General features: G+C 40.0%; 22 protein-coding genes. 17 read left to right on the forward strand and 5 right to left on the reverse strand.

All coding sequences use genetic code 11. From position 1 onward, the window contains the following. Positions 1-20 precede the first annotated feature (20 nt). The 9 genes from PQ477_RS10625 (at position 21) to PQ477_RS10665 (ending at position 6610) form a co-directional block, all read left to right on the forward strand. Positions 21-296, forward strand: a complete 276-nt coding sequence (locus PQ477_RS10625; protein ID WP_035392793.1) for a YfzA family protein — start codon at positions 21-23, stop codon at positions 294-296. A gap of 28 nt (positions 297-324) precedes the next feature. Beyond that, complete coding sequence (gene lanKC, locus PQ477_RS10630; protein ID WP_274271707.1) at positions 325-2943, forward strand: class III lanthionine synthetase LanKC; 2619 nt, start codon at positions 325-327, stop codon at positions 2941-2943. Between the two features lie 51 nt (positions 2944-2994). Next, entirely contained in the window at positions 2995-3132 is a 138-nt protein-coding gene (locus tag PQ477_RS10635; RefSeq protein WP_186370711.1) for a class III lanthipeptide, read from the forward strand. 31 nt (positions 3133-3163) lie between these two features. After that, entirely contained in the window at positions 3164-3301 is a 138-nt protein-coding gene (locus tag PQ477_RS10640) for a class III lanthipeptide (protein ID WP_186370712.1), read from the forward strand. A 28-nt stretch (positions 3302-3329) separates the two neighbouring features. Continuing rightward, the gene (locus PQ477_RS10645) at positions 3330-3467 is read left to right on the forward strand and encodes a class III lanthipeptide (protein ID WP_164468413.1); all 138 of its coding nucleotides are present in this window, start codon (positions 3330-3332) and stop codon (positions 3465-3467) included. A 34-nt stretch (positions 3468-3501) separates the two neighbouring features. Beyond that, positions 3502-3639 (forward strand): class III lanthipeptide, encoded by a 138-nt coding sequence (locus PQ477_RS10650; RefSeq protein WP_164468412.1) that lies wholly within the window; start codon positions 3502-3504, stop codon positions 3637-3639. A 31-nt stretch (positions 3640-3670) separates the two neighbouring features. Next, positions 3671-3808, forward strand: coding sequence for a class III lanthipeptide (locus PQ477_RS10655; protein ID WP_164468423.1), 138 nt, complete (start codon positions 3671-3673; stop codon positions 3806-3808). An 88-nt stretch (positions 3809-3896) separates the two neighbouring features. Further along, positions 3897-4727, forward strand: coding sequence for a class I SAM-dependent methyltransferase (locus tag PQ477_RS10660; RefSeq protein WP_035396686.1), 831 nt, complete (start codon positions 3897-3899; stop codon positions 4725-4727). Between the two features lie 128 nt (positions 4728-4855). Further along, positions 4856-6610 (forward strand): ABC transporter ATP-binding protein, encoded by a 1755-nt coding sequence (locus PQ477_RS10665; RefSeq protein ID WP_274271711.1) that lies wholly within the window; start codon positions 4856-4858, stop codon positions 6608-6610. A 125-nt stretch (positions 6611-6735) separates the two neighbouring features. Here the strand turns inward: PQ477_RS10665 and PQ477_RS10670 are convergent, their stop codons facing one another. Together PQ477_RS10670 and PQ477_RS10675 are read right to left on the reverse strand one after the other, a co-directional pair. Then, the gene (locus PQ477_RS10670) at positions 6736-7194 is read right to left on the reverse strand and encodes a FixH family protein (protein WP_060704124.1); all 459 of its coding nucleotides are present in this window, start codon (positions 7192-7194) and stop codon (positions 6736-6738) included. A gap of 12 nt (positions 7195-7206) precedes the next feature. Continuing rightward, on the reverse strand, positions 7207-8565 hold the full coding sequence (locus PQ477_RS10675) for a PepSY-associated TM helix domain-containing protein (RefSeq protein ID WP_060704123.1): 1359 nt from the start codon (positions 8563-8565) through the stop codon (positions 7207-7209). A gap of 312 nt (positions 8566-8877) precedes the next feature. Here PQ477_RS10675 and PQ477_RS10680 point away from each other — a divergent pair, with 312 nt between their 5' ends. The 6 genes from PQ477_RS10680 to PQ477_RS10705 all read left to right on the forward strand — a co-directional run bounded on the left by PQ477_RS10680 (position 8878) and on the right by PQ477_RS10705 (position 14251). Next, positions 8878-9042, forward strand: a complete 165-nt coding sequence (locus tag PQ477_RS10680) for a YvrJ family protein (RefSeq protein WP_078440252.1) — start codon at positions 8878-8880, stop codon at positions 9040-9042. Next, positions 9042-9731: an N-acetylmuramoyl-L-alanine amidase gene (locus PQ477_RS10685; RefSeq protein WP_274271714.1), complete on the forward strand. Its 690-nt coding sequence runs from the start codon at positions 9042-9044 to the stop codon at positions 9729-9731. Before PQ477_RS10680 ends, PQ477_RS10685 begins: the two co-directional genes overlap by 1 nt. A 375-nt stretch (positions 9732-10106) precedes the next feature. Next, entirely contained in the window at positions 10107-11438 is a 1332-nt protein-coding gene (locus PQ477_RS10690; RefSeq protein WP_274271715.1) for a hemolysin family protein, read from the forward strand. 41 nt (positions 11439-11479) lie between these two features. Further along, positions 11480-12538, forward strand: coding sequence for a hemolysin family protein (locus tag PQ477_RS10695; RefSeq protein WP_274271717.1), 1059 nt, complete (start codon positions 11480-11482; stop codon positions 12536-12538). Between the two features lie 349 nt (positions 12539-12887). Next, positions 12888-13259 (forward strand): hypothetical protein, encoded by a 372-nt coding sequence (locus tag PQ477_RS10700; RefSeq protein WP_274271718.1) that lies wholly within the window; start codon positions 12888-12890, stop codon positions 13257-13259. Between the two features lie 482 nt (positions 13260-13741). Then, on the forward strand, positions 13742-14251 hold the full coding sequence (locus PQ477_RS10705; RefSeq protein WP_274271719.1) for a DinB family protein: 510 nt from the start codon (positions 13742-13744) through the stop codon (positions 14249-14251). A 66-nt stretch (positions 14252-14317) separates the two neighbouring features. On the opposite strand, the gene PQ477_RS10710 is transcribed toward PQ477_RS10705, so the two are convergent. Beyond that, positions 14318-14683, reverse strand: coding sequence for a hypothetical protein (locus tag PQ477_RS10710; RefSeq protein ID WP_274271720.1), 366 nt, complete (start codon positions 14681-14683; stop codon positions 14318-14320). Between the two features lie 161 nt (positions 14684-14844). Between PQ477_RS10710 and PQ477_RS10715 the strand changes: the two genes are divergently transcribed. Then, positions 14845-16047, forward strand: a complete 1203-nt coding sequence (locus PQ477_RS10715; RefSeq protein WP_274271722.1) for a glycoside hydrolase family 5 protein — start codon at positions 14845-14847, stop codon at positions 16045-16047. A gap of 127 nt (positions 16048-16174) precedes the next feature. On the opposite strand, the gene PQ477_RS10720 is transcribed toward PQ477_RS10715, so the two are convergent. Continuing rightward, entirely contained in the window at positions 16175-16630 is a 456-nt protein-coding gene (locus PQ477_RS10720) for a VOC family protein (protein ID WP_274271723.1), read from the reverse strand. Between the two features lie 921 nt (positions 16631-17551). Next, positions 17552-18244 (reverse strand): metallophosphoesterase family protein, encoded by a 693-nt coding sequence (locus PQ477_RS10725; RefSeq protein ID WP_274271724.1) that lies wholly within the window; start codon positions 18242-18244, stop codon positions 17552-17554. A gap of 185 nt (positions 18245-18429) precedes the next feature. Here PQ477_RS10725 and PQ477_RS10730 point away from each other — a divergent pair, with 185 nt between their 5' ends. Beyond that, a complete protein-coding gene (locus PQ477_RS10730) occupies positions 18430-19416 on the forward strand; it encodes an aldo/keto reductase (protein WP_274271725.1) in 987 nt (328 codons plus the stop codon). The last annotated feature ends 245 nt before the right edge of the window (positions 19417-19661 follow it).

Below are 19661 nucleotides of genomic sequence, written 5' to 3' on the forward strand. Positions count from 1 at the left end.
GTTTAAACGGGAGGACTATTTTGAAGAAAGATACGTTTATAAGAGATGTGTTTGAATATGGTTTGACGTTAGTAGGCGTTAATATTCTATTTATTCTTACCGAAACACTGAACCTCAATCGGTCATTTAATACGGATGGCCAAGGAAATTGGAGCATCTTTGGTTTTTCGCTACAAGATTTCTTTACGAACAATTTTGCTCTCTATGAAACCTGGGTATTTAACATGATTTTGGTTTTTATGGTTGTGGCATGTCTATTCATGATTATTTTTAGAGCCATTAGGCGTGGAATGTAGCGTTTTGCTATTGTAGAGAAAAGGGAGGATGAAAAAGTTGGAGGGTAATTTTCTCTATCACCAGTATTTAAAAGTAGATTCGGAACATTATGGAAAAATACGTAAAGGGGAAGGAGGAGATTTAAAAGTTGAGGGAGACATTAAGAGCATGTACTCTGTTCATAGCGATGAGGAATCCGTTTGGACACATTATCAGGTAGAAGGCGTTCATTTACCAATACAAGGATGGAAAATCCACATTACTTCTTCTAAAAATGATGCGCAGAAAGTACTTAATAAAATAGCAAGGGTTTGTATGGAACGCAACCTTGTCTTTAAGCACTTAAAAGATCGACAGAGCTTTATGAAAATGAATTCAAAAAATGCGAACCGTGCCTCATCAGGGAAATTTATAACAGTTTATCCACTCAATGAGGAGCAATTTGTAGAGTTGTTAGATGTATTTGCTGACGCGACAAAGGATTATGAGAAAGGTCCATATATATTGAATGATAAGCGTTGGAAGGATAGTAATGTTTTTTATCGATATGGAGGATTTAAAACGATATTAAATGAAGATGGGGAGCATTGTATTTATGATGATACCGGGCAATTAATCCCGGATCAACGCAACCCATTCTATCAAGTACCACCATTTATGGAACCGTATGATGCTTACTTAGATTCATTAAACGTAAAAGATGATCTACTTTTAAACGAAGAGACGACTAAACTTAACGATTATAACATTGAAACATCTTTAAGCTACAGTAACGCTGGGGGAGTGTATTTAGCTACAAAAAAGGCAACTGACGAAAAAGTGATTATCAAAGAAGCGAGACCGGTAGCTGGTTTAGATGGAATAGGCAGAGATGCGTTAGAAAGGCAGAAGATCGAACTAGATGCACTAACGACATTAAATCAGGTGCCTGGAGTCGTGAACGTCCTAGATCACTTCCAAGCATGGGAACACTATTTTATTGTGGAAGAATACATTGAGGGCTCTGATTTAAGGTCGTGGCTCGTACGAAACTATCCTTTTGCAGGTAGTGTAGATTTGAACGTGTATGGTGAAGAGATTGTATCAATCATGACGAACCTTTATCACATTATTGATGATATGCACCAAAAAGGCATAGCAATGGGCGATATTCAACCAGCAAATGTGATTCTGACTTCAAGTGGAGAGGTGAAATTGATCGATTTTGAAACGGCGGTTTCCGTCTACTCCACGGAAAAGCCAGGGATGGCGACGACTGGTTTTGTTTCACAAGAAATAAAAGTTGCAGGAGCAAGAGATTGGTTTGGTTATCTAAAATTATTACGGTATATTTCTCTGCCGATCCTAACATCGGATACATTAGAAAAGTATCTTGCCCCTATTCAGTTGAATTGGATTAAGAATCAGTATCCAAGTCACGTTTATAAGCAATTTATTGATCTATTTGAAAAAGCAAACAATCAAATTCGCTACTATCAGAACGATATCCAGTTTAAGTGGCATTTAGAAGTGGACGAGCAGACAGAGGATCTGCAACTAATTGTGAAAAAACTAGTAAAAGGATTAGGTCAACATGTAACGGATGATGAAAGGTTCATCAATGGAGATATTCGTCAGTACGAGTTAAAGGATGCGAAATTTAACATACTAAATGGTGGGAGTGGAGCAGCGCTAACCCTTAATCGTGAAGGCCATTGTGTAGAAAAGATAGATAAGTGGATGAACACTTATTTATTGGATCAACTTCCAGATGTTCAAAACGTCGGTTTATTTTCAGGACTAGCTGGTATAAGTACGTTGCTTTATGAAAGAGGACATACGGAAACGGTTCAGCAAGTAATACGTAAAATAAATCAAACAGACGAAAGAAATGACCTGACATTACGCTCTGGCCTTTCTGGTGTCGGCTTGTTTTATATAAGTCTGTATCTAGAAACAAATAAAACCGAATATTTGGATTATACTGAAAATGTAGCGGAGAAGATCGCCTTTGCAAGAAAAACGCAAAAATCATTGAAAACAAACGACTGGTCTGCGGTGCCAATAGGGTTAATCGACGGCGTATCTGGCATTTCCTTGTTCTACGCTGCGCTCTATTCCGTTACGTCCAATGAAGATTATTTGTGTGAAGCAATTGAGTTAATAAAAGAAGATCTAGCGAAAACTCAAAAAGACGAAGAATCGGGAATCCTGCAAACACTAGATGAGAACAATCGATTATTGCCTTACTTGTCGGGAGGTTCAATCGGGATTGGCATTGCTATTTGGTTTTTAAATCACGTTAGCGATCAACAGCTGTTTAAAGAAGAGTTTGACTCCATTTTGAATCTCTCAAAGATCAGATGTACCATTAGTGGCGGGCTCTTCGATGGTGCAGGTGGATTTCTATTGTTACCATCCTTAGTAGAAGACAGACAAGCTCAATTGGACTATACGAAAGATGTCATTGAGTTGGCTCATTTGTTTTTAATTGAAAAAGAAGATACCTATATTTATCCAGGTAACTTTTCCTATCGATTATCGGATGATGTCTTCTCAGGTAGTTCAGGGATCATTCTAGCCTTTCAATCGATTATGAAAGAAAACCCATTGTATTGGCTGCCTCTCATAAACGTTGAAAACTTTGTAGCAAGCACGAGAGGGTCAAGACTTAAAGAAGTTCATTAAGGTTAATGGCTGTATGGACAAGCCGATTATTCTGTAAAGGAGGTGAGAAACATGAACCAAGTATTAGAATTACAAAAACTAGCACATGATGCAGATGGTCAAGGACAGTGGAGTGTTGAAAAATCACCAGCAACCGTGACCATCACAACAACGGCAGTAGGCTGGTCAACGGCAAGCAACGATTGTTAATGATAGGTTATGGATAAGAGGAGGTACCAATATGAATCAAGTATTAGAATTACAAAAATTAGGACATGATTCAGATGGTCAAGCACAATGGAGTGTTGAAAAATCACCAGCAACCATTACAACAACAAGAACGGTCATAGGTTGGTCAACAGCAAGTAATAGTTGCTAAAGGTACATTTACGAAGGAGGTGAGAAACATGAATCAAGTATTAGAATTACAGAAATTAGCACATGAAGTAGACGGTCAAGGACAATGGAGTGTTGAAAAATCACCAGCAACCATTACAACTACGACAACGGCAGTAGGTTGGTCAACAGCAAGCAACGGCTGTTAAAAGTAAGTGGGAATCTCTAAAGGAGGTGACGAATATGAATCAAGTCTTGGAATTACAAAAATTAGCGCATGATTCAGACGGTCAAGGGCAATGGAGTGTTGAAAAATCGCCAGCAACCGTGACCATTACGACAACGGCAGTAGGTTGGTCAACAGCAAGTAACGATTGCTAATAATAGGATATTTATAATAGGAGGTACCAACATGAATCAAGTATTAGAATTACAAAAGCTGGCAACTCATTCAAACGACCACGGGCAATGGAGCGTTGAAAAATCGCCAGCTACAGTGACCATAACAACAACCGCAGTAGGCTGGTCAACAGCAAGCAACGATTGTTAATTATGATGCAAGTTGTTAGTCCGTTTGGCTAACAACTTGCATATAGTATAGTCGGTTTGCAATAAAAACTCAAATGAGGGTGGTAGAAATGGACAAGTTATTAGAAGTTGTAAAGAGTCCTGAAGTGTTTGAAGAAGGGTCGCAAGATATTTGGCTTGATCCGGATCGTGCTGATTTTGTCTTACAGTCACATCTGGATGAAACAATGGACGGTGCAAGTAAAGATGCTCATTTTATTCAGCAGTCCATTGACCTTATATGTGAGTTAGCTCCGTTAACGAACCACCAATCCATTCTCGATCTTGGCTGTGGACCGGGACTGTACGCAGAAAAGTTAGCTGAGAGAGGATATAAGGTGACGGGCATAGATTTTGCTGAGAATTCAATTGAGTATGCGAAAAAAGAAGCGGAGAAAAAGAATCTCCCCATTGACTATCACTGTGGAGATTTCTTAACGATTAACTATGAAGAAGAATTTGATTCAACCCTATTGATTTATCAAATCTTCGGTATTTTGAAGCCTGATGAAAGAAAAAAGGTACTATCGAACATGTATAGAGCTCTTAAACCTGGAGGATTCGTGCTGCTAGACGTATTGTCAGATAAAAGTTTTGCAGATTTCGAAGAATCGAGAGAATGGAGTCTCTCAAGTAAAAATAGTATGCTATCAAGAAAAAAGCATTTAGGGTTAATATCTACTGAGAAATATCCTAATAATGTCTCACTTCAAAAAACCGTATTAGTGTTTGAAGACGGGGAAATCGTTAACTATCATTATTGGAATCAATACTTTAGTGTTGAAGACTTAAGACAAGAGATTGAAGAAGCTGGATTCACACTTGAACAAGTGTATGCAGACGTGAACGGTGAAACGTACAAAGCAGATGGTGAATTTATAGCGGCTGTTTTACGGAAATAAATAGAGACATACGTGGAGTTAATGAAGGTTTCCTTTATAAGGAATTACAGAGGTTTTGTTTTTCTTTCTTTTTTCAACTTGAAGTGGTCCCACGACTGAAACTCTAACTATGAAAAGAGACATTCACTATGGAAACGTTATCGTATAAACAGTTTGTTGGAATTTTTACTACCTATAGGCCGTCTCGAATGCTCCTAACAATTGCTTTTACACTTTCCTTGGTACAAACAGGGCTGTCGTTAGTCATTCCCTTAATTGCTATGGATCTTGTGAACTTACTTATCGAAGAATCGTTTAATGGGCTCCTACTTGCGGGGTTAGTACTTTTATTCGTTACTCAAGTTGTTTTATCTGGTCTATCCTTGTACTTAATGATTTATATCGGAGAAAAAGTGATTTTACGTCTTCGAGACGATTTGTGGAATCGAGTTGTACGATTGCCGCTTACGTTTTACGACAAAAACAATTCCGGCGAAATTATGAGCCGCATTACGAACGATACGAATGTGATGAAGAACTTTTTTATTGATCATTTAGTTCCTTTCTTTACAGGACTGGTTTCGATAGTCGGCTCTTTTATCATCCTCTTTGTTCTAAACTGGTCTATGGCACTGCTTTTTTTAGTCATTTTTCCATTAGCGTTCTTTGTGATAAAGCCTCTTGGAAAACGAATGTACAACGTTTCAAGAAACCTACAACAGGAGACGGCTTCTTTTCAAGGCGACTTAAGTAGAGTACTAGGAGACGTTCGATTAGTGAAATTTTCTGTTGCTGAAAAGCAAGAGGCAGCTGAAGGTGCTAAGCGCGCTACCAACCTTTATCGTCACGGATTATCTACTGGAAAAATACTAGCTGTTGTTGCTCCATTAATGACAACAACGATTCTACTTGTACTCGTTATGATTATTGGATATGGAGGCTATCAAGTAGCCACAGGGAGTCTGTCAGCAGGTGCGTTGGTCGCGGTCGTCTTTTACATCTTCCAAATTATCAACCCTCTTTCAATGATGGCACAATTTTTTACGCAAGCACAGAAAGCGATGGGTGCGACTGAGCGGGTTTATTTACTATTGAAAGAAAAACATGAAGGCACCGTTGCTTCAGTGAAAGAGTCTGTTAGAAAGAACCAACATGCTTTTAAAGGCATTCGCTTTTCAAATGTAGGGTTTTCGTACGACCAAGAGAGAAAGATTTTAAGAAAAATTAGCTTTACAGCAGAAGAAGATCATGTAACGGCTATAGTAGGACCTAGTGGGACTGGTAAGACCACAGTGTTTTCTCTGCTAGAACGCTTCTATTTAATTGATGAGGGTGACATTTTCTATAATAGTGATTCCATCTATTCCTATACATTAGAAGAGTGGAGAAGGAAAATAGCTTACGTTAGTCAAGAGTCACCGATTATGAGCGGGAGTATAAGAAAGAATATAACCTATGGGTTAAAGCAACCAAAAAGCGACCATGCCATTTACGAAGCCATAAACAAAGCGAACTTAATGAGTGATATCATGGCGCTACCAAAAGGATTGGACACGGAAGTAGGCGAACGAGGCATTCGCTTATCCGGTGGACAGAGACAAAGGATCGCCATTGCAAGAGCCATCTTAAGAGACGCGGATATCCTATTGCTCGATGAAGCAACAGCGCACTTAGATGGACAATCGGAAGCGCTAGTTCAAGACGCGTTAAACGAGTTAATGAGAAATCGAACAACGTTAATCATTGCGCACCGGATCTCAACTGTTCAAAACGCAAACAACATTGTAGTGATGGAAAATGGAGAAGTAACAGATCAAGGAATCCATGAGGATTTATACAAGAAAAATACGTTATATCATCATTTAGTAAATAGGCAAATGGTATCGAACAACCACGGCGCCTAATGAAGGGCAGTACAACTAGCGATGAAAAGGAAACCGTACCATGAACGAAAGACGAATGTCCGCCAACGGGATCATTCGTCTTTTTGTTGCATCGTCTATGCTTCTTACAAAAGAGTGTGCATGTTCTAATGGTGCGCATGATCGTTTGAAAATGGTTGTGAAGAGCCGTTTAGTAAATACTCCGCTTCTTCAGGTGTGATCTTGCCGACAGCAAAACGCTTTGTCGGCATCGCATATAAGTCACCAACCTGCGTGAAGGCTTTGGCGAAATAGAGTCCTTCCTGGGTAAAATCGACTTCCACTGCATAAATTCCGTTTCCTTCAGCAGTAGCCGTTACATACTCATGTTGTTCATGATTATTGGACCAAACTTCAAATCGAACAAGTTCGGCATCTGTGATCTCTTCCTCTCCTTGAGAAACGGAGGCATAAATCGTTTGTTTCCCTCCTTCTGAGATAGAATCTGGTAATTCGACACGTACTTGAAGCGGTTGAAACGCTGTGTACGCTTCAGGGTTATTACTGGTAAAGGAACAAGCAGACAGGAAAACAGTCATGCTTATGATGGTGAAAAGTAGTCGCATGTTATCAACCTCCTATGCGTGGAAAAACGCTTTGAGACGCTTGTTTTTTTGAATAAGGAAAACGTCCAATAAGAACACAACGAGAAGAGAAAGGGCAACAAGTGGAAACACAACAGCAAATAAGAGTAAAATGACGAGCAAAGCCCGGTTATGACGAATGGAGTTTGCTTTCGGAGCACCCATATGATGTTGAGGCTTCCGACGTCTCCATAAGAAAAACCCTGATACAATGATGCCAACTAAGCCGATACAAATGAGTAAGCCGAACAACTGATTAAGAAGTCCGAATTCAAGCCCTTTATGAATCGTAATCCCCGTTGCCATCCATTTTCCAACTAGACCATAGTCGTCATACCGATAATCGGCGAGAACAGCTCCTGTATATTGATCCACATACATCGTCGCTTCGTCTCTTGCTTGGTCAGGAAAGGCAGAAAGCGTGAAGGAGCCTGTTTCACTTCTTGGAAAGTAAACGGTGTAGCTCGGGTGTAATTCCCGGTGCAGTCCTGTTGTGACCACGTCATCAATCGAAACCTGTTCATACCCTTGCTCATTTCCAGAAAGCGGTACAGGTAATTTCTGTGCAGCCCAGGCTGATTCTGCCACATCCTCTGTTAAGGATTGCGGAGCATCACCTACCCAAATAGACGGGGGATAGCCATGTCCTGTACTTGTGGCTATATGCTGCACCCCGTTTCCCCAAAAACCAGTCCACAACATTCCTGTTAAAACGAAAAACAAGAGGCCAATGGATAGCCACGCAGCAGGCACTGCGTGTAAATCGCGAACAAGAACACGCTTACCTTTTCGCACCCGCGGTAGCCAGACCCCATAGAGGTTGGGTTTGGAGCGCCTTGGCCACCACAAATAAAGGCCACTAGCGATCAAAATAATGGTCCACGAAGCTGTGAGCTCAACAACTCGATCCCCAAACGTTCCGAGCATCAGCTCGCTATGTAATTCTATTAACCGTTCCATCACTCGATTTTGATCCATGAGCACCCCTAACGATTCCCCAGTGTATGGATTCATGAAGACGGTGCCGGATGCCCCGTCGTCAAATGAAGCGCCAATAGCAACAGATCGAGTGGCTTCTTCACTAGGGGAATAAGAGGTAACCGTTGCAATATTCTCGTGAGCAGTGAGCGCATTTGCGATCAACTCACTAGGCGGATACGTCACACCATCTTGGTTAGGACGCACATCGTAATACTCGCTGTAGATGGAAGCTTCAATCGTCCCTTTAAACAAGTAGATGCCTCCTGTAATCGCTAGAAGAAGTAAAATGGGTGCAATGATAAGACCAGCGTAAAAATGCCATCGCCAAACCGTACCATAACGCTTTAACGATCGAGGTGGATCTGTTTTCAATGGTCATTCCTCATTTCGATTATAATAATATAATGTTTGTTGAACTAACTATACAACAAGGATAACGAAATAATGTGAACTAATTGTGTGTTTAGGTTGGGAAAATAAAAAAAGCACCTAAACGGTTTAGAAACAAGGCTTTTCCATAACGTTGGTCGCTTTTAATCCTTTATAAAGTCCTGCTGGCGCCGCTTGATCGTATCAAACACCACCTCGACTTACCCTCCCAATCACCATTTTATACTTTTCTCCATCCCATGATTGATTTTTTTGCGAAGCTTTCTCTTTTTCTAGTAGAGGGGGGAACATCATATGGAAAATCTACCTGATTGGGCAATTTTATTAGGGAACTTTGGTTTTCCCACGCTCGTGGCTGTTTATTTATTGATTCGTTTTGAAAAACGAATTGAACATTTAACAGATGCGATTCGTGAACTAGAGAGAAGCACACATCAACAGAATGGAGGAAAACGATAATGGAACTAAAACAAGATTTTATCCCACAATCAAATTCAAATCGTCCGCAGACTGCTTTACGCCCAACGCATATTACGGTTCATGAGACCGCTAATACGTCTAATGGGGCAAATGCCGAAATGCATGCACGTTACGTAAAGGGGGCAGATGCTCAGGCAAGACAAGTCTCATGGCATGTGACGGTGGATGATACTCAAGCGATTCAACACTTGCCTTTTAACGAAATCGGTTGGCACGCTGGTGCAAACGGGAATCGCCAATCAATAGGGATTGAAATTTGTGTAAACCGAGATGGCAACTTTCCGCAGGCACGAGCAAACGCCATTTCCTTAGTGCGACGATTAATGAATGAACTATCAATTGGCATCAATTCAGTTGTTACGCACCAACATTGGACAGGCAAAAACTGTCCAGCAAATTTATTACCTTCTTGGAATCAATTTATTGCGGATGTTCGAGCAGGTACAAGCCCTGAACCGGCACCACCGATGGAGGGTCGTCTACTTCGCGTTATTGTCGACAGCTTATGGGTTTACAATCGACCGGATTGGAATGCACGCTATACGACGGTTTCAAGAAATGAAGTGTTCACCATTGCCGAGCAATTAACAGTAAATGGCTCACGCATGTATCGATTAAAAAGCGGGCTCTATATTACGGCGAATCCGTCCTACGTTCAATTGATCTAAAAAAACAGCCTGTCTCACTAGTGTGGGACAGGCTTTTGTAAAGTTTGTGTAAATGTATTTTGTAAGATGTGACGCAAACCGCTTCCGGTTAAGAGAATTTGCTATAATCCTCTTACACCAAATGCGTGAGGAAGCCCGAACGTAAAGGTGTTTAGTCAACAATACGTATACGATAGGGAGGGACACCCATTGGGAAGGCGACGCTTTTTAACAGAAATCAAACGGAACTAGCGCAAGAAACGGTTGCTTTTCTAAGCTGCCCTCTTTGTCATTCATAAAAGATTGAGGAGCTAAAGAGAAAAGTGAATCCGTTTCTGAGAGTGACTGAAACAAACAACAATTCTTGGAGGTGAATCCCTTCTTTAAGGGAAATCATTGGAAGTAAGCACATTTATTAATCTCTTGCTCATTGTACTATTTTTAGCATTAACCGCTTTCTTTGTAGCTTCTGAATTTGCGGTCGTCAAGATCCGAAGCTCACGAATTGATCAACTGATTGCGGAAGGAAATAAACAGGCGACTGTTGCCAAAACCATAACGCAGAATCTCGATTACTATTTATCGGCCTGTCAGCTTGGGATTACCGTAACAGCTTTAGGCTTAGGTGCACTTGGTAAGCCTGCTGTAAGTAGTTTGATGTATCCTTTGTTTGACTTCTTTAATGTGTCAGATTCCTTATCATCTGCTATTTCTTATGCAGTTGCGTTTTTGCTTGTGACCTATTTACACGTTGTCATCGGGGAAATGGCGCCTAAGACATTGGCAATTCAATTCTCGGAAAAAATGACTTTGCTTTTATCAGGGCCATTGTTTTGGTTCGGTAAACTGATGTACCCATTTATTCTGACGTTAAATGGTGCCTCTCGTTCATTGTTAAGAGTGTTTGGCGTCAAGCCGCTTGGTCATGATCAAGCGTACACAGAAGAAGAACTGAAAATTATTATGGCGCAAAGCTATGCAGGCGGCGCGATTGATAAAGAAGAACTTCAATATATGGAGAACGTCTTTTCATTTGACGAACATGTGGCAAAAGACATTATGGTGCCACGTACAGAAATGATTACCATCCATGAAGGCATGGCGATAGAGGAACTCGTGGCGTTAATGGATCGCTACAACTATACGCGATACCCAGTTATAGAAGATGGCGACAAAGACAATATTATTGGCGTCGTCAACGCGAAGAAAATGCTTCAAGCGATTGTTGCTGGTAAAGATGTATCCATTAAGTCCTATATGCGCGAGCTTCCATTTATTTTTGAAGCAACGAGCATTCAAGATGTGATGCACAAAATGCAAAAAGAAAAAGTGCATATGGCTGTCATTATTGATGAATTCGGTGGTACGGCAGGTCTTGTCACAATGGAAGAAGTCATTGAAGAATTGGTCGGGGAAATACGTGACGAATTCGATCGGGATGAAGAAAGCGATATTGAACAAGTCGGACCGAACGATTACTTGATTAACGGTCGTGTGCTGTTAAATGATTTAGAGGAGCAATTTGGATTGGTGTTTCATGATCGCGAACACGTGGATACCATCGGTGGCTGGCTCTTACAAAACAGTCACGTCATGGATGGACCGATTGAAGGCATTCAAATGGAAGTAGAAGGCCATGTTTGGTCGGTTGTAGCAGCAGACGAACACCATGTTAAGAAAGTAAAGTGGACGCAACCCCAACCAGTTAAGCTTACTCAAGCAACTTAAATGATACGGAGGTGAACCCTTCTCAACATGAGAAGGATGAATTGGACCCAATTATTAGTGTAAATCTAACCCTTGTCGCACTCTTTATTCTTTTGACCGGACTGTTTGTCGGTGGAGAATTTGCGATTTTAAAGGTTCGGATGTCAAGGCTTGATCAGCTCGTTTCAGAAGGGAACAAAAAAGCGGTTCTTGCTAAGAAAGTGGCACATGAGCTTGATTACTACCTATCTGCCTGCCAGCTAGGGATTACCATTACAGCGCTTGTGCTAGGTGCATTAGGTGAACCAACTGTTCAAAATATCCTGCGACCTGTGTTTGACTACTACAGCGTCCCAGACGCATTGGCAACCGCCATGTCTTACGCCATTGCCCTTGCTATCGTCACTTTTCTCCACGTGGTAATTGGAGAATTAGCGCCAAAAACACTTGCGATTCAGTTTCCTGAGAAGATGACGCTTCTATTAGCACCTCCCCTTTACTGGTTTGGGGTCATCATGGGACCCTTCATTCGCATTTTAAACGGATCAGCCCGCAAGTTACTAGGGTGGTTTGGCGTTAAACCAGCAGGGCATGAGACCGTCTACTCAGAAGAAGAGTTGAAGCTTATCGTCTCAGACAGTTACAATAGCGGACAAATCAACCAAACTGAGCTAGCTTACTTGGAAAACATCTTCTCATTTGATGGACGAACATTAAGCGAGATCATGATTCCGAAAGAGCAAGTCGTGACGTTACAGGAAAACATGGAGATCGATGACATTTTAACAACCATTGAGCAACAAGGATACACCCGTTATCCCGTTATAAACCGAGAAGGAACAAGGATCGTTGGTTTTGTAAACACGAAAGAAATGCTCACAAGTATCGCAGCAGGTCGTGCCAACGGGATCGATTCGTACTTGCACCACATCCCACGTGTAAAAGAATCTTTGATCATACAAGACGTCTTCTTAAAGATGAAAGCCACACGCACCCATATGGTGATGGTGACAAATGATCAAGGTGACATAAGCGGTCTTGTGACGATGGAAGACATTCTAAGTGAAATTGTCGGTGACTTGGAAGAAGAAGATTACGATAACGTTGGTCTGGCAACGTAAACGAAAACCTTTAGGGATTTTTCGTGTAAGTACGCAGAGCGTTATACACACGTGGACACATACCTTTCAAAAAAAGATAGGGAAACATTTTAATAAAGGTATCTGTAACGGCCAGACTTTTGTCTGGTCGTTTTTGTGCTTTTAAGGTAGTAAGATATAACGGGGGTTTCGGTAGTTTATTAGAAAATGTCACAATTTCACCCTGACTAAAGATGAAATTAATGTCGAATTAAATAGACAGCTACTGTTAAATAGAATTCTTATTGAAAATATTTTATAAGAAAAATTGTTTTTATTGAATGAATTTTTAGATTAATGTACAATTAATGTAGATTGGAGGTGAATAACAATGAAAAATAGATTACATACGATGGGTCTGGTCATGATTGCTTTCTTCATATTCTCTGGATTCTCTTTTAGTGAAACAGTTGAAGAAGTCAATGACGAAGAGGTGAGCATTTATTCTCACAATGTTGCAGCAAGCTATTTACCTAGTACAAATCGAATTGCAATAACTGTACTAAATGGAACTCCAAATGCTACCGCAACTGTTTTTGTTGCTCCTTATGGTCAATCAGTCCATGCTTCTACAACAATTAGATTAAATTCTGCTGGCAATGGAACTACCACTTTTACCCTACCTTCTAATGCACGGGGAACTTGGGCTGCAGGTGCTCGAATTGGCAATACTACTAAACAAGTAAATGTTAGAACGAGGTAAAGGTAAAGTGAAAAGGTAAAGCCCGATTGAAGGTGACTTCGTTCGGGCTTTTTAAGTAATAAAAAGCTACGAGGAAGAGACACTCCTCATAGCGATGCTAAGGATGCTAATGTTTTAAGTATTTTCGTAAAGCTTTGGCGCTAAGAAAAAGTAAGTAGAAGGCAAAACCAAGACCTACAAAAGCGATCACTTGCAATACCGTACCGAAATCGAAAATGATAAGCCCCTCCTTGAATCGTTCTAGTTAGTCAATCTACGACGAAGGGAAAGAGGGGGTTTCATTATAATGGGCTCGTAAGCATTCGTGCAATTGATATCTTAATGGGTATTTACTAGCAAAACGAATATATTCTCAACCTAAAGAGACGAATGGGATTGCGAATTTTTTGGGAGTTTGAAATAATTGATAGGAAGCTAAAAGTGAACGACGACAGTCTTACACTTGGTAAAGCAAAATGATGATTCCAATAAGGAGGATGTTTATGCGTCCACGCCCTTTGTCTATTGAAAATCCAGAGCATGATCGGTATGTGAGCCTTGTTCCTGATGGCGATATTAAAGACATACTTACTAATCAACGAAATGAGAACATTCCCTTCCTAAGCAGCGTGTCAGAGGAGTTAGCAAAAAAAGCATATGCTCCAGGAAAATGGACTTTAAAAGAAGTAATTGGGCATATGACCGATTCGGAACGTGTGATGGCGTATCGCATGCTTGCCATTGCGCGAAATGAAAGTGAACCACTCCCAGCAATGGACCAGAATCAATATGTTTCTGCAGCACACTTTAACAAACAATCGTGGGAGCAGTTACTCGTTGGTTTAGACGCGGTACGCGGCAACACGTTAAGCCTAATCTCAACCATTGATGATGAGGCGTGGGTTCGGTGTGGGACTGTAATGAACAGTTCGGTATCGGTAGGCGCCATTGCATATGGCATTGCCGGGCACGAATTACACCATATGAAAGTAATTAGAGCTAAATACGTGTAAACCTTTTTTAAAAGCATATGGTGGGGAAATTTGGGTTTGTGCTGAATTTTTATATATTGAAATTGTTTAAGAGCTGTGGCATGTATGCGTATCATCACTACGTTTTTTCTGTTTAAACTTTATAATGTCCCAATCTCCATATAATTCCTCATCACTGAATGTCATTCTCACTTCATAGGAATGGTGATTGTCAGAAGCAACTAAATCAACTTTGAATTGGTGTCCTTCTAAAGTTTTCTTAAAAGAATGACCATGTACGCAACTGAAACTCATTGGATTATCAAATTTCATTTTGAGTTCGTTGGAAATAGAGACGAACAGTATCGATTCAATAATCTGATCTTGTTGACTTTGGGAATTTGATTCACCATGAGCCTGTATTGGTGTCGAAAGGATTGTTGCAACGAATAGTATGAGTATAGGTACTTTCATTCATTCAGCTCCTTAAACAGCATTGTCGTTATTATGTACTAAAAGAAGAATGTAATTCAATTTTCACTGCTAGCATTTCCATTCAAAAATTTTAAAAACTGTTGTTTTTTTTCATATATCTTCTCTATAAACCGTATTACTTTAAAAAGGAGAGGATTTGAATGACTGACATGCAAGCTGAAAATGAGCATACGGGGGTAGAGCTAAAAAAGGTTATACGCACTACCATCCAAACAGGGGATACACCGTTTTTAAAAACCGATGGGAAGAAAATGCGGAATGAGTTTGGTACTGGTGTGGAAGTCATTTTACGTGGAACAAATGCTGGTGGTTGGCTGGTTATGGAGAATTGGATGTCACCAACAAACGCACCTGATCAAAAAACCGCAATGGATACCCTCACTTCACGCTTTGGTGAAGAAACAGCTTGGGAGCTCTTAAACCTTTTTCAAGATACGTACTGGCAAGAAAGTGATTTTGATCGCATTAAAGCGGAGGGGATGAATGTCATCCGGCTTCCCTTCACTTATTTTGAAATGTTAAACGATGACGGTAGCCTAAAAGCAACTGCTTTTGAACGAATGGATTGGTTTATAAATGAAGCGGAAAAACGAGCACTGTATATTATTTTGGATATGCATGGCGCGCCTGGCTCCCAAAATGGAAAGGATCATTCCGGCGACACACGGTTCCCTGACGTAGGGAATTTATATGGGAACGCTGAGAATATGGATCGGACTGTCTTTTTATGGGAGCGTATTGCAGAACGATATAAAGACAATCCATGGATTGCTGGATACGATTTACTGAACGAGCCTGGCGGTGCAAGTGGAAAGGAACAGTTTGACTTTTATGATCGCCTTTATCGAGCAGTTCGCAGAAAAGATCCAGATCACATCATTATTATAGAAGCGATTTGGGACCCGATGGACCTTCCGCACCCTGACTTGTACGGTTGGCAAAATGTTGTCTATTCGTATCACTTTTATGGATGGGACGACATTAACAACCTTGACTATCAGAAACAGTTTGTGGATTCAAAAGTGACGATGGTTAATGAATGGACCAATTACCCTGTCCCTCTTTTGGTTGGAGAATTTACATTGTTTAGCAATCTACAGAGTTGGGATTACGCGTTACGGGTATATGATGACCAACGATGGAGTTATACCACTTGGACATATAAGGTAACCGGTCAAGGAAGTAGCTGGGGCATGTACACAGGCAATCCGTTGGAAGTTGATATTTACTCCGACAGTGAAGCAGATATTAGAAGAAAATGGGCAACATCAGCAACGGAAACTAGTTTCACACGCAATGATCCTATTGTAGATGTCATTCAAAACTATACGAAACGCCCATAGCGTGTAAAAAGAGCAGTCGCCTAGGCAACTGCTCTTTTTAGTAGTCCTTATAAATCTTATTCAATTCACACGTTGTAGTCAGACACAACCTGTTGGTCCGCATTCGTATGTTTGAAACGTATCTTCGCTAGCGGTTTAGTTGAAGCCACTCGCTTAAATACATTCGTTCAGTCAGTTCTCTTTTGTTATCAAGTTTACAAATCAATTCTAAACTGTTACCGTCAGGGTCATTAAAATGAATTTTTGCATGTGCATATCCTTTTTGGGGCATGACAAATGGCTCGATTGGTTCAAATCCAAAGGCTTCTCTTGGTTTGTAACCTCGAGTATGTAGCCAATTAACTGACTGCATTAGGTCTTCTAACGATACTTGGAAAGCTATGTGTCGGATAGAAGGGTGATACTCATAATGGACTTCTTTTGTATGCCATAAACCTAACCAACTTTCATTCTTTACAATCCATAAAAAAGCTAGTTTATCTTCAAGAGTATGATCCAGTTCAAGTCCTAGACCTACATAAAATTCAATTGATTGCTTGATGTTACTTACAGGTAGATGTGCTTCATATAAACCTTTAATCATTCTAGAACCTCCGATTCGTTGTGTTGTAGATGTCTAATAAAACTATAATGGAAATGCCAGTTGATCACTTCAAACATAAGACACACACAGTCTACAACTTTAGTCGTAGAGTACAACACGATCAACCAAGCTTAAAAGATGTAGGGTCAAATACCCTATTTAAACGAAAGCGCAGTATGACCAAAATGTAGATATTCTTTCAGGTTAACTAGTTTCATTAGTAGATTGCTCTATAAAATGATGATGAACTAAATGATCTGGGTTATAATACAGATGAAGAGTTCAGTTTTTAATGTTGCGATTGGAGTTGTAGATGGTGTTGTTAATGCCATCAGAACACACATTTTGAAAAAAGGGATTGGTATCCCGGTAACGAGTGGATTGATATAACGAAATGAGAGTTCTAAGATATATAATCTATTTTTTAATAGCCGTTTTACTATCATACTTACCATCAAAATATTTGGAAAGTAATTTGTTGAATAGTTTAATTTCATTTTTAATATTCTGTGCTATTATGATACCTCTACTAACTTTTGAGGTTTTGAAATTACAAAAGCCAAAAAGTAAGTAAAAGAAAAAATAGATTATAGAGTAAAGATGTTTGAGAGAAATTAGAAGAATGATTTAGTTTTAAGAAGAGATTGACGCGAAATAGTGTCAATCTTTTTTATATTTAAGGTGGTAATTGGATAATAATCATAAGAATACACGATAAATCACAAACCAATTTACTAACATAATCATTACAAAATGGCAAAATTAATGAGATCAAACAAGGGAGAGGAACACCAACAATCCTATATTCATGGGCATTATGGAAAAGTGAAGCCGATAAGCGTATCCTTATTTTAGTTTAATTTCGTAGTTCTCTAATATTAGAGCACCCGTAAGTTGAAATAAGACATTTAGAATTGTATTTTACGGACCTTCGTAAGGAGGGTTTTCAACGTGGTCAGCAAAATTTTCTTTATAGGGGCAACCATCCAACATTATCTCTTTTGCCGCAACCTTAAAATCATATTTAGTGATCTTTAAATTATATTTATCAGCGTCAATTAACAACCAACAGGCTCCTTTGGCTCTGCTCTGTAATCCTACACTGCCTGCGTTAATGACTTTTTTAGCGTAAATATCTCTTTTAAATTGAATGTGGGTATGACCACAGATGATAACAGTTTGATTTACATTTTTAATCATCTCAAAGACTTCATTTTCAGGAGTATCTAACCTGATAGCCTCAGTATCGCTTCTAGGAGAGCCATGTATAAATAAATTATTACCTTCTACATGTGAAAATTTAAATGAACCTAACCATTCAAGTTGCTTAGTTGATAGTTGCTCAACACACCACTCATTTAATTCGTCAACCATATTTTCTACTCGTTTTTGGTTTTTATAGTGTTCAAATAACTCCCGATCGCCATTACCCATAATAAAGATAAATTCGTTTTTATATGCAAACAGTTTGTCTATGACTTTCTTAGGTTGTGGACCCCAAGCCAAATCACCACCAACAATGACTTTATCTACGTTTTCATTTTCAATTACTTTTAAAACAGCTTCTAACGCTCGATCATTACCATGTATATCATATAGTGCGGCTATTCGCATTTGTAGTCACCTTCTATCCGTTTTTATACTAAATAGTTCTACAAAATAGTATTGTTTACCTTGTAACATTACCCTGCCTTGTTCATCCTACGCTTTTAAAGGAAGAAAAATCCTGCTTATGAGAGGTTTAAACCTCAAGATGAACGGTAAAAGATGCATATGAATGAAACGGAGGAGAATGACATATGGATCACATAAACGAATTACTGACTCAAAAAATAGGACTTGGTACAGCACCCCTAGGCAATATGTTCCGGGAAGTGCCAGAAGAAGAAGCCCAAGCGACAATTGAAGCAGCCTGGAATGCAGGCATTCGTTATTATGACACCGCACCATTTTACGGGGCAGGTCTGGCCGAGCTTCGTTTAGGGAAGTTTCTCTCCAAGCAAAACCGAGATGACTATGTTCTAAGCACAAAGATCGGTCGCGTCATAGAAGATGAAACAGAGGAAAAAGAAGGTCTCTTTACGAATGGTCGAACGAACAAAATTACAACCGACTATTCGGCAGAGGCTACGCACACTTCCATTGATCAAAGCATGGAAAGACTGCAAACAAATCGTCTGGACTTTGTGTTTGTGCACGATTTGTCACCTGATTTTCACGGGGACGAATGGATTGCCAAATTTGAAGAAGCGCGAACAGGTGCATTCCTTGTTCTTGATGACTTAAAGAAACAAGGTGTCATAAAAGGATGGGGTCTCGGTGTAAACACAACCATCCCAATTGAGCTTGCTCTTCAACTTGAACAAGTGCATCCAACTATTAGTTTACAAGCAACCCAATACACTCTTCTCGATCATGAAGACACACTGCGCCGAATGATGCCTGAAGTCGAGCAATCGAATTCAGCGATTGTGGTAGGTGCACCGTATAGCTCAGGTGCCCTTCTTGGCGGAGATCACTATAACTACGGTGAGATCCCAGAAGACGTTCAAATAAAAATAAACAAACTAACAGAAGTAGCAGAGTCTCACGGCGTCAGCCTAAAAGCAGCAGCGCTCCAGTTCTCAACAGCGCATCCAGCTGTCGCTGCGGTTATTCCGGGATCAACGCGACCTGATCGCATTAAGGAAGACCTCGACGCGTTACAAGAGACAATCCCAGAAGCATTCTGGCAGGAATTAATTGAAAAACAACTCATTTCAGCGGTTGCACCATTGCCGTTGTAAAGGAAAAAGACATTCAGCACACGCTGGATGTCTTTTTATCTGTGAAAAGAACGAGTCAAAACAAAATATGAGGTAGTTGGACTGTATCGAACAAATAGAAGTTATTTAGAATGGATCGATATTGATTGTTGCAGTTATTATGTGGACTGTTTTATTTCCGTTTGTGAATAATGAGTGAGAGAGGGGAGAAGCATTGGGAATTAATGTATTATTTTAACAAAAAATACGCGAATGGATTTCAAAAT

Origin of the sequence: Shouchella hunanensis (genome assembly GCF_028735875.1) — a bacterium.
Lineage (GTDB): Bacteria > Bacillota > Bacilli > Bacillales > Bacillaceae_D > Shouchella > Shouchella hunanensis.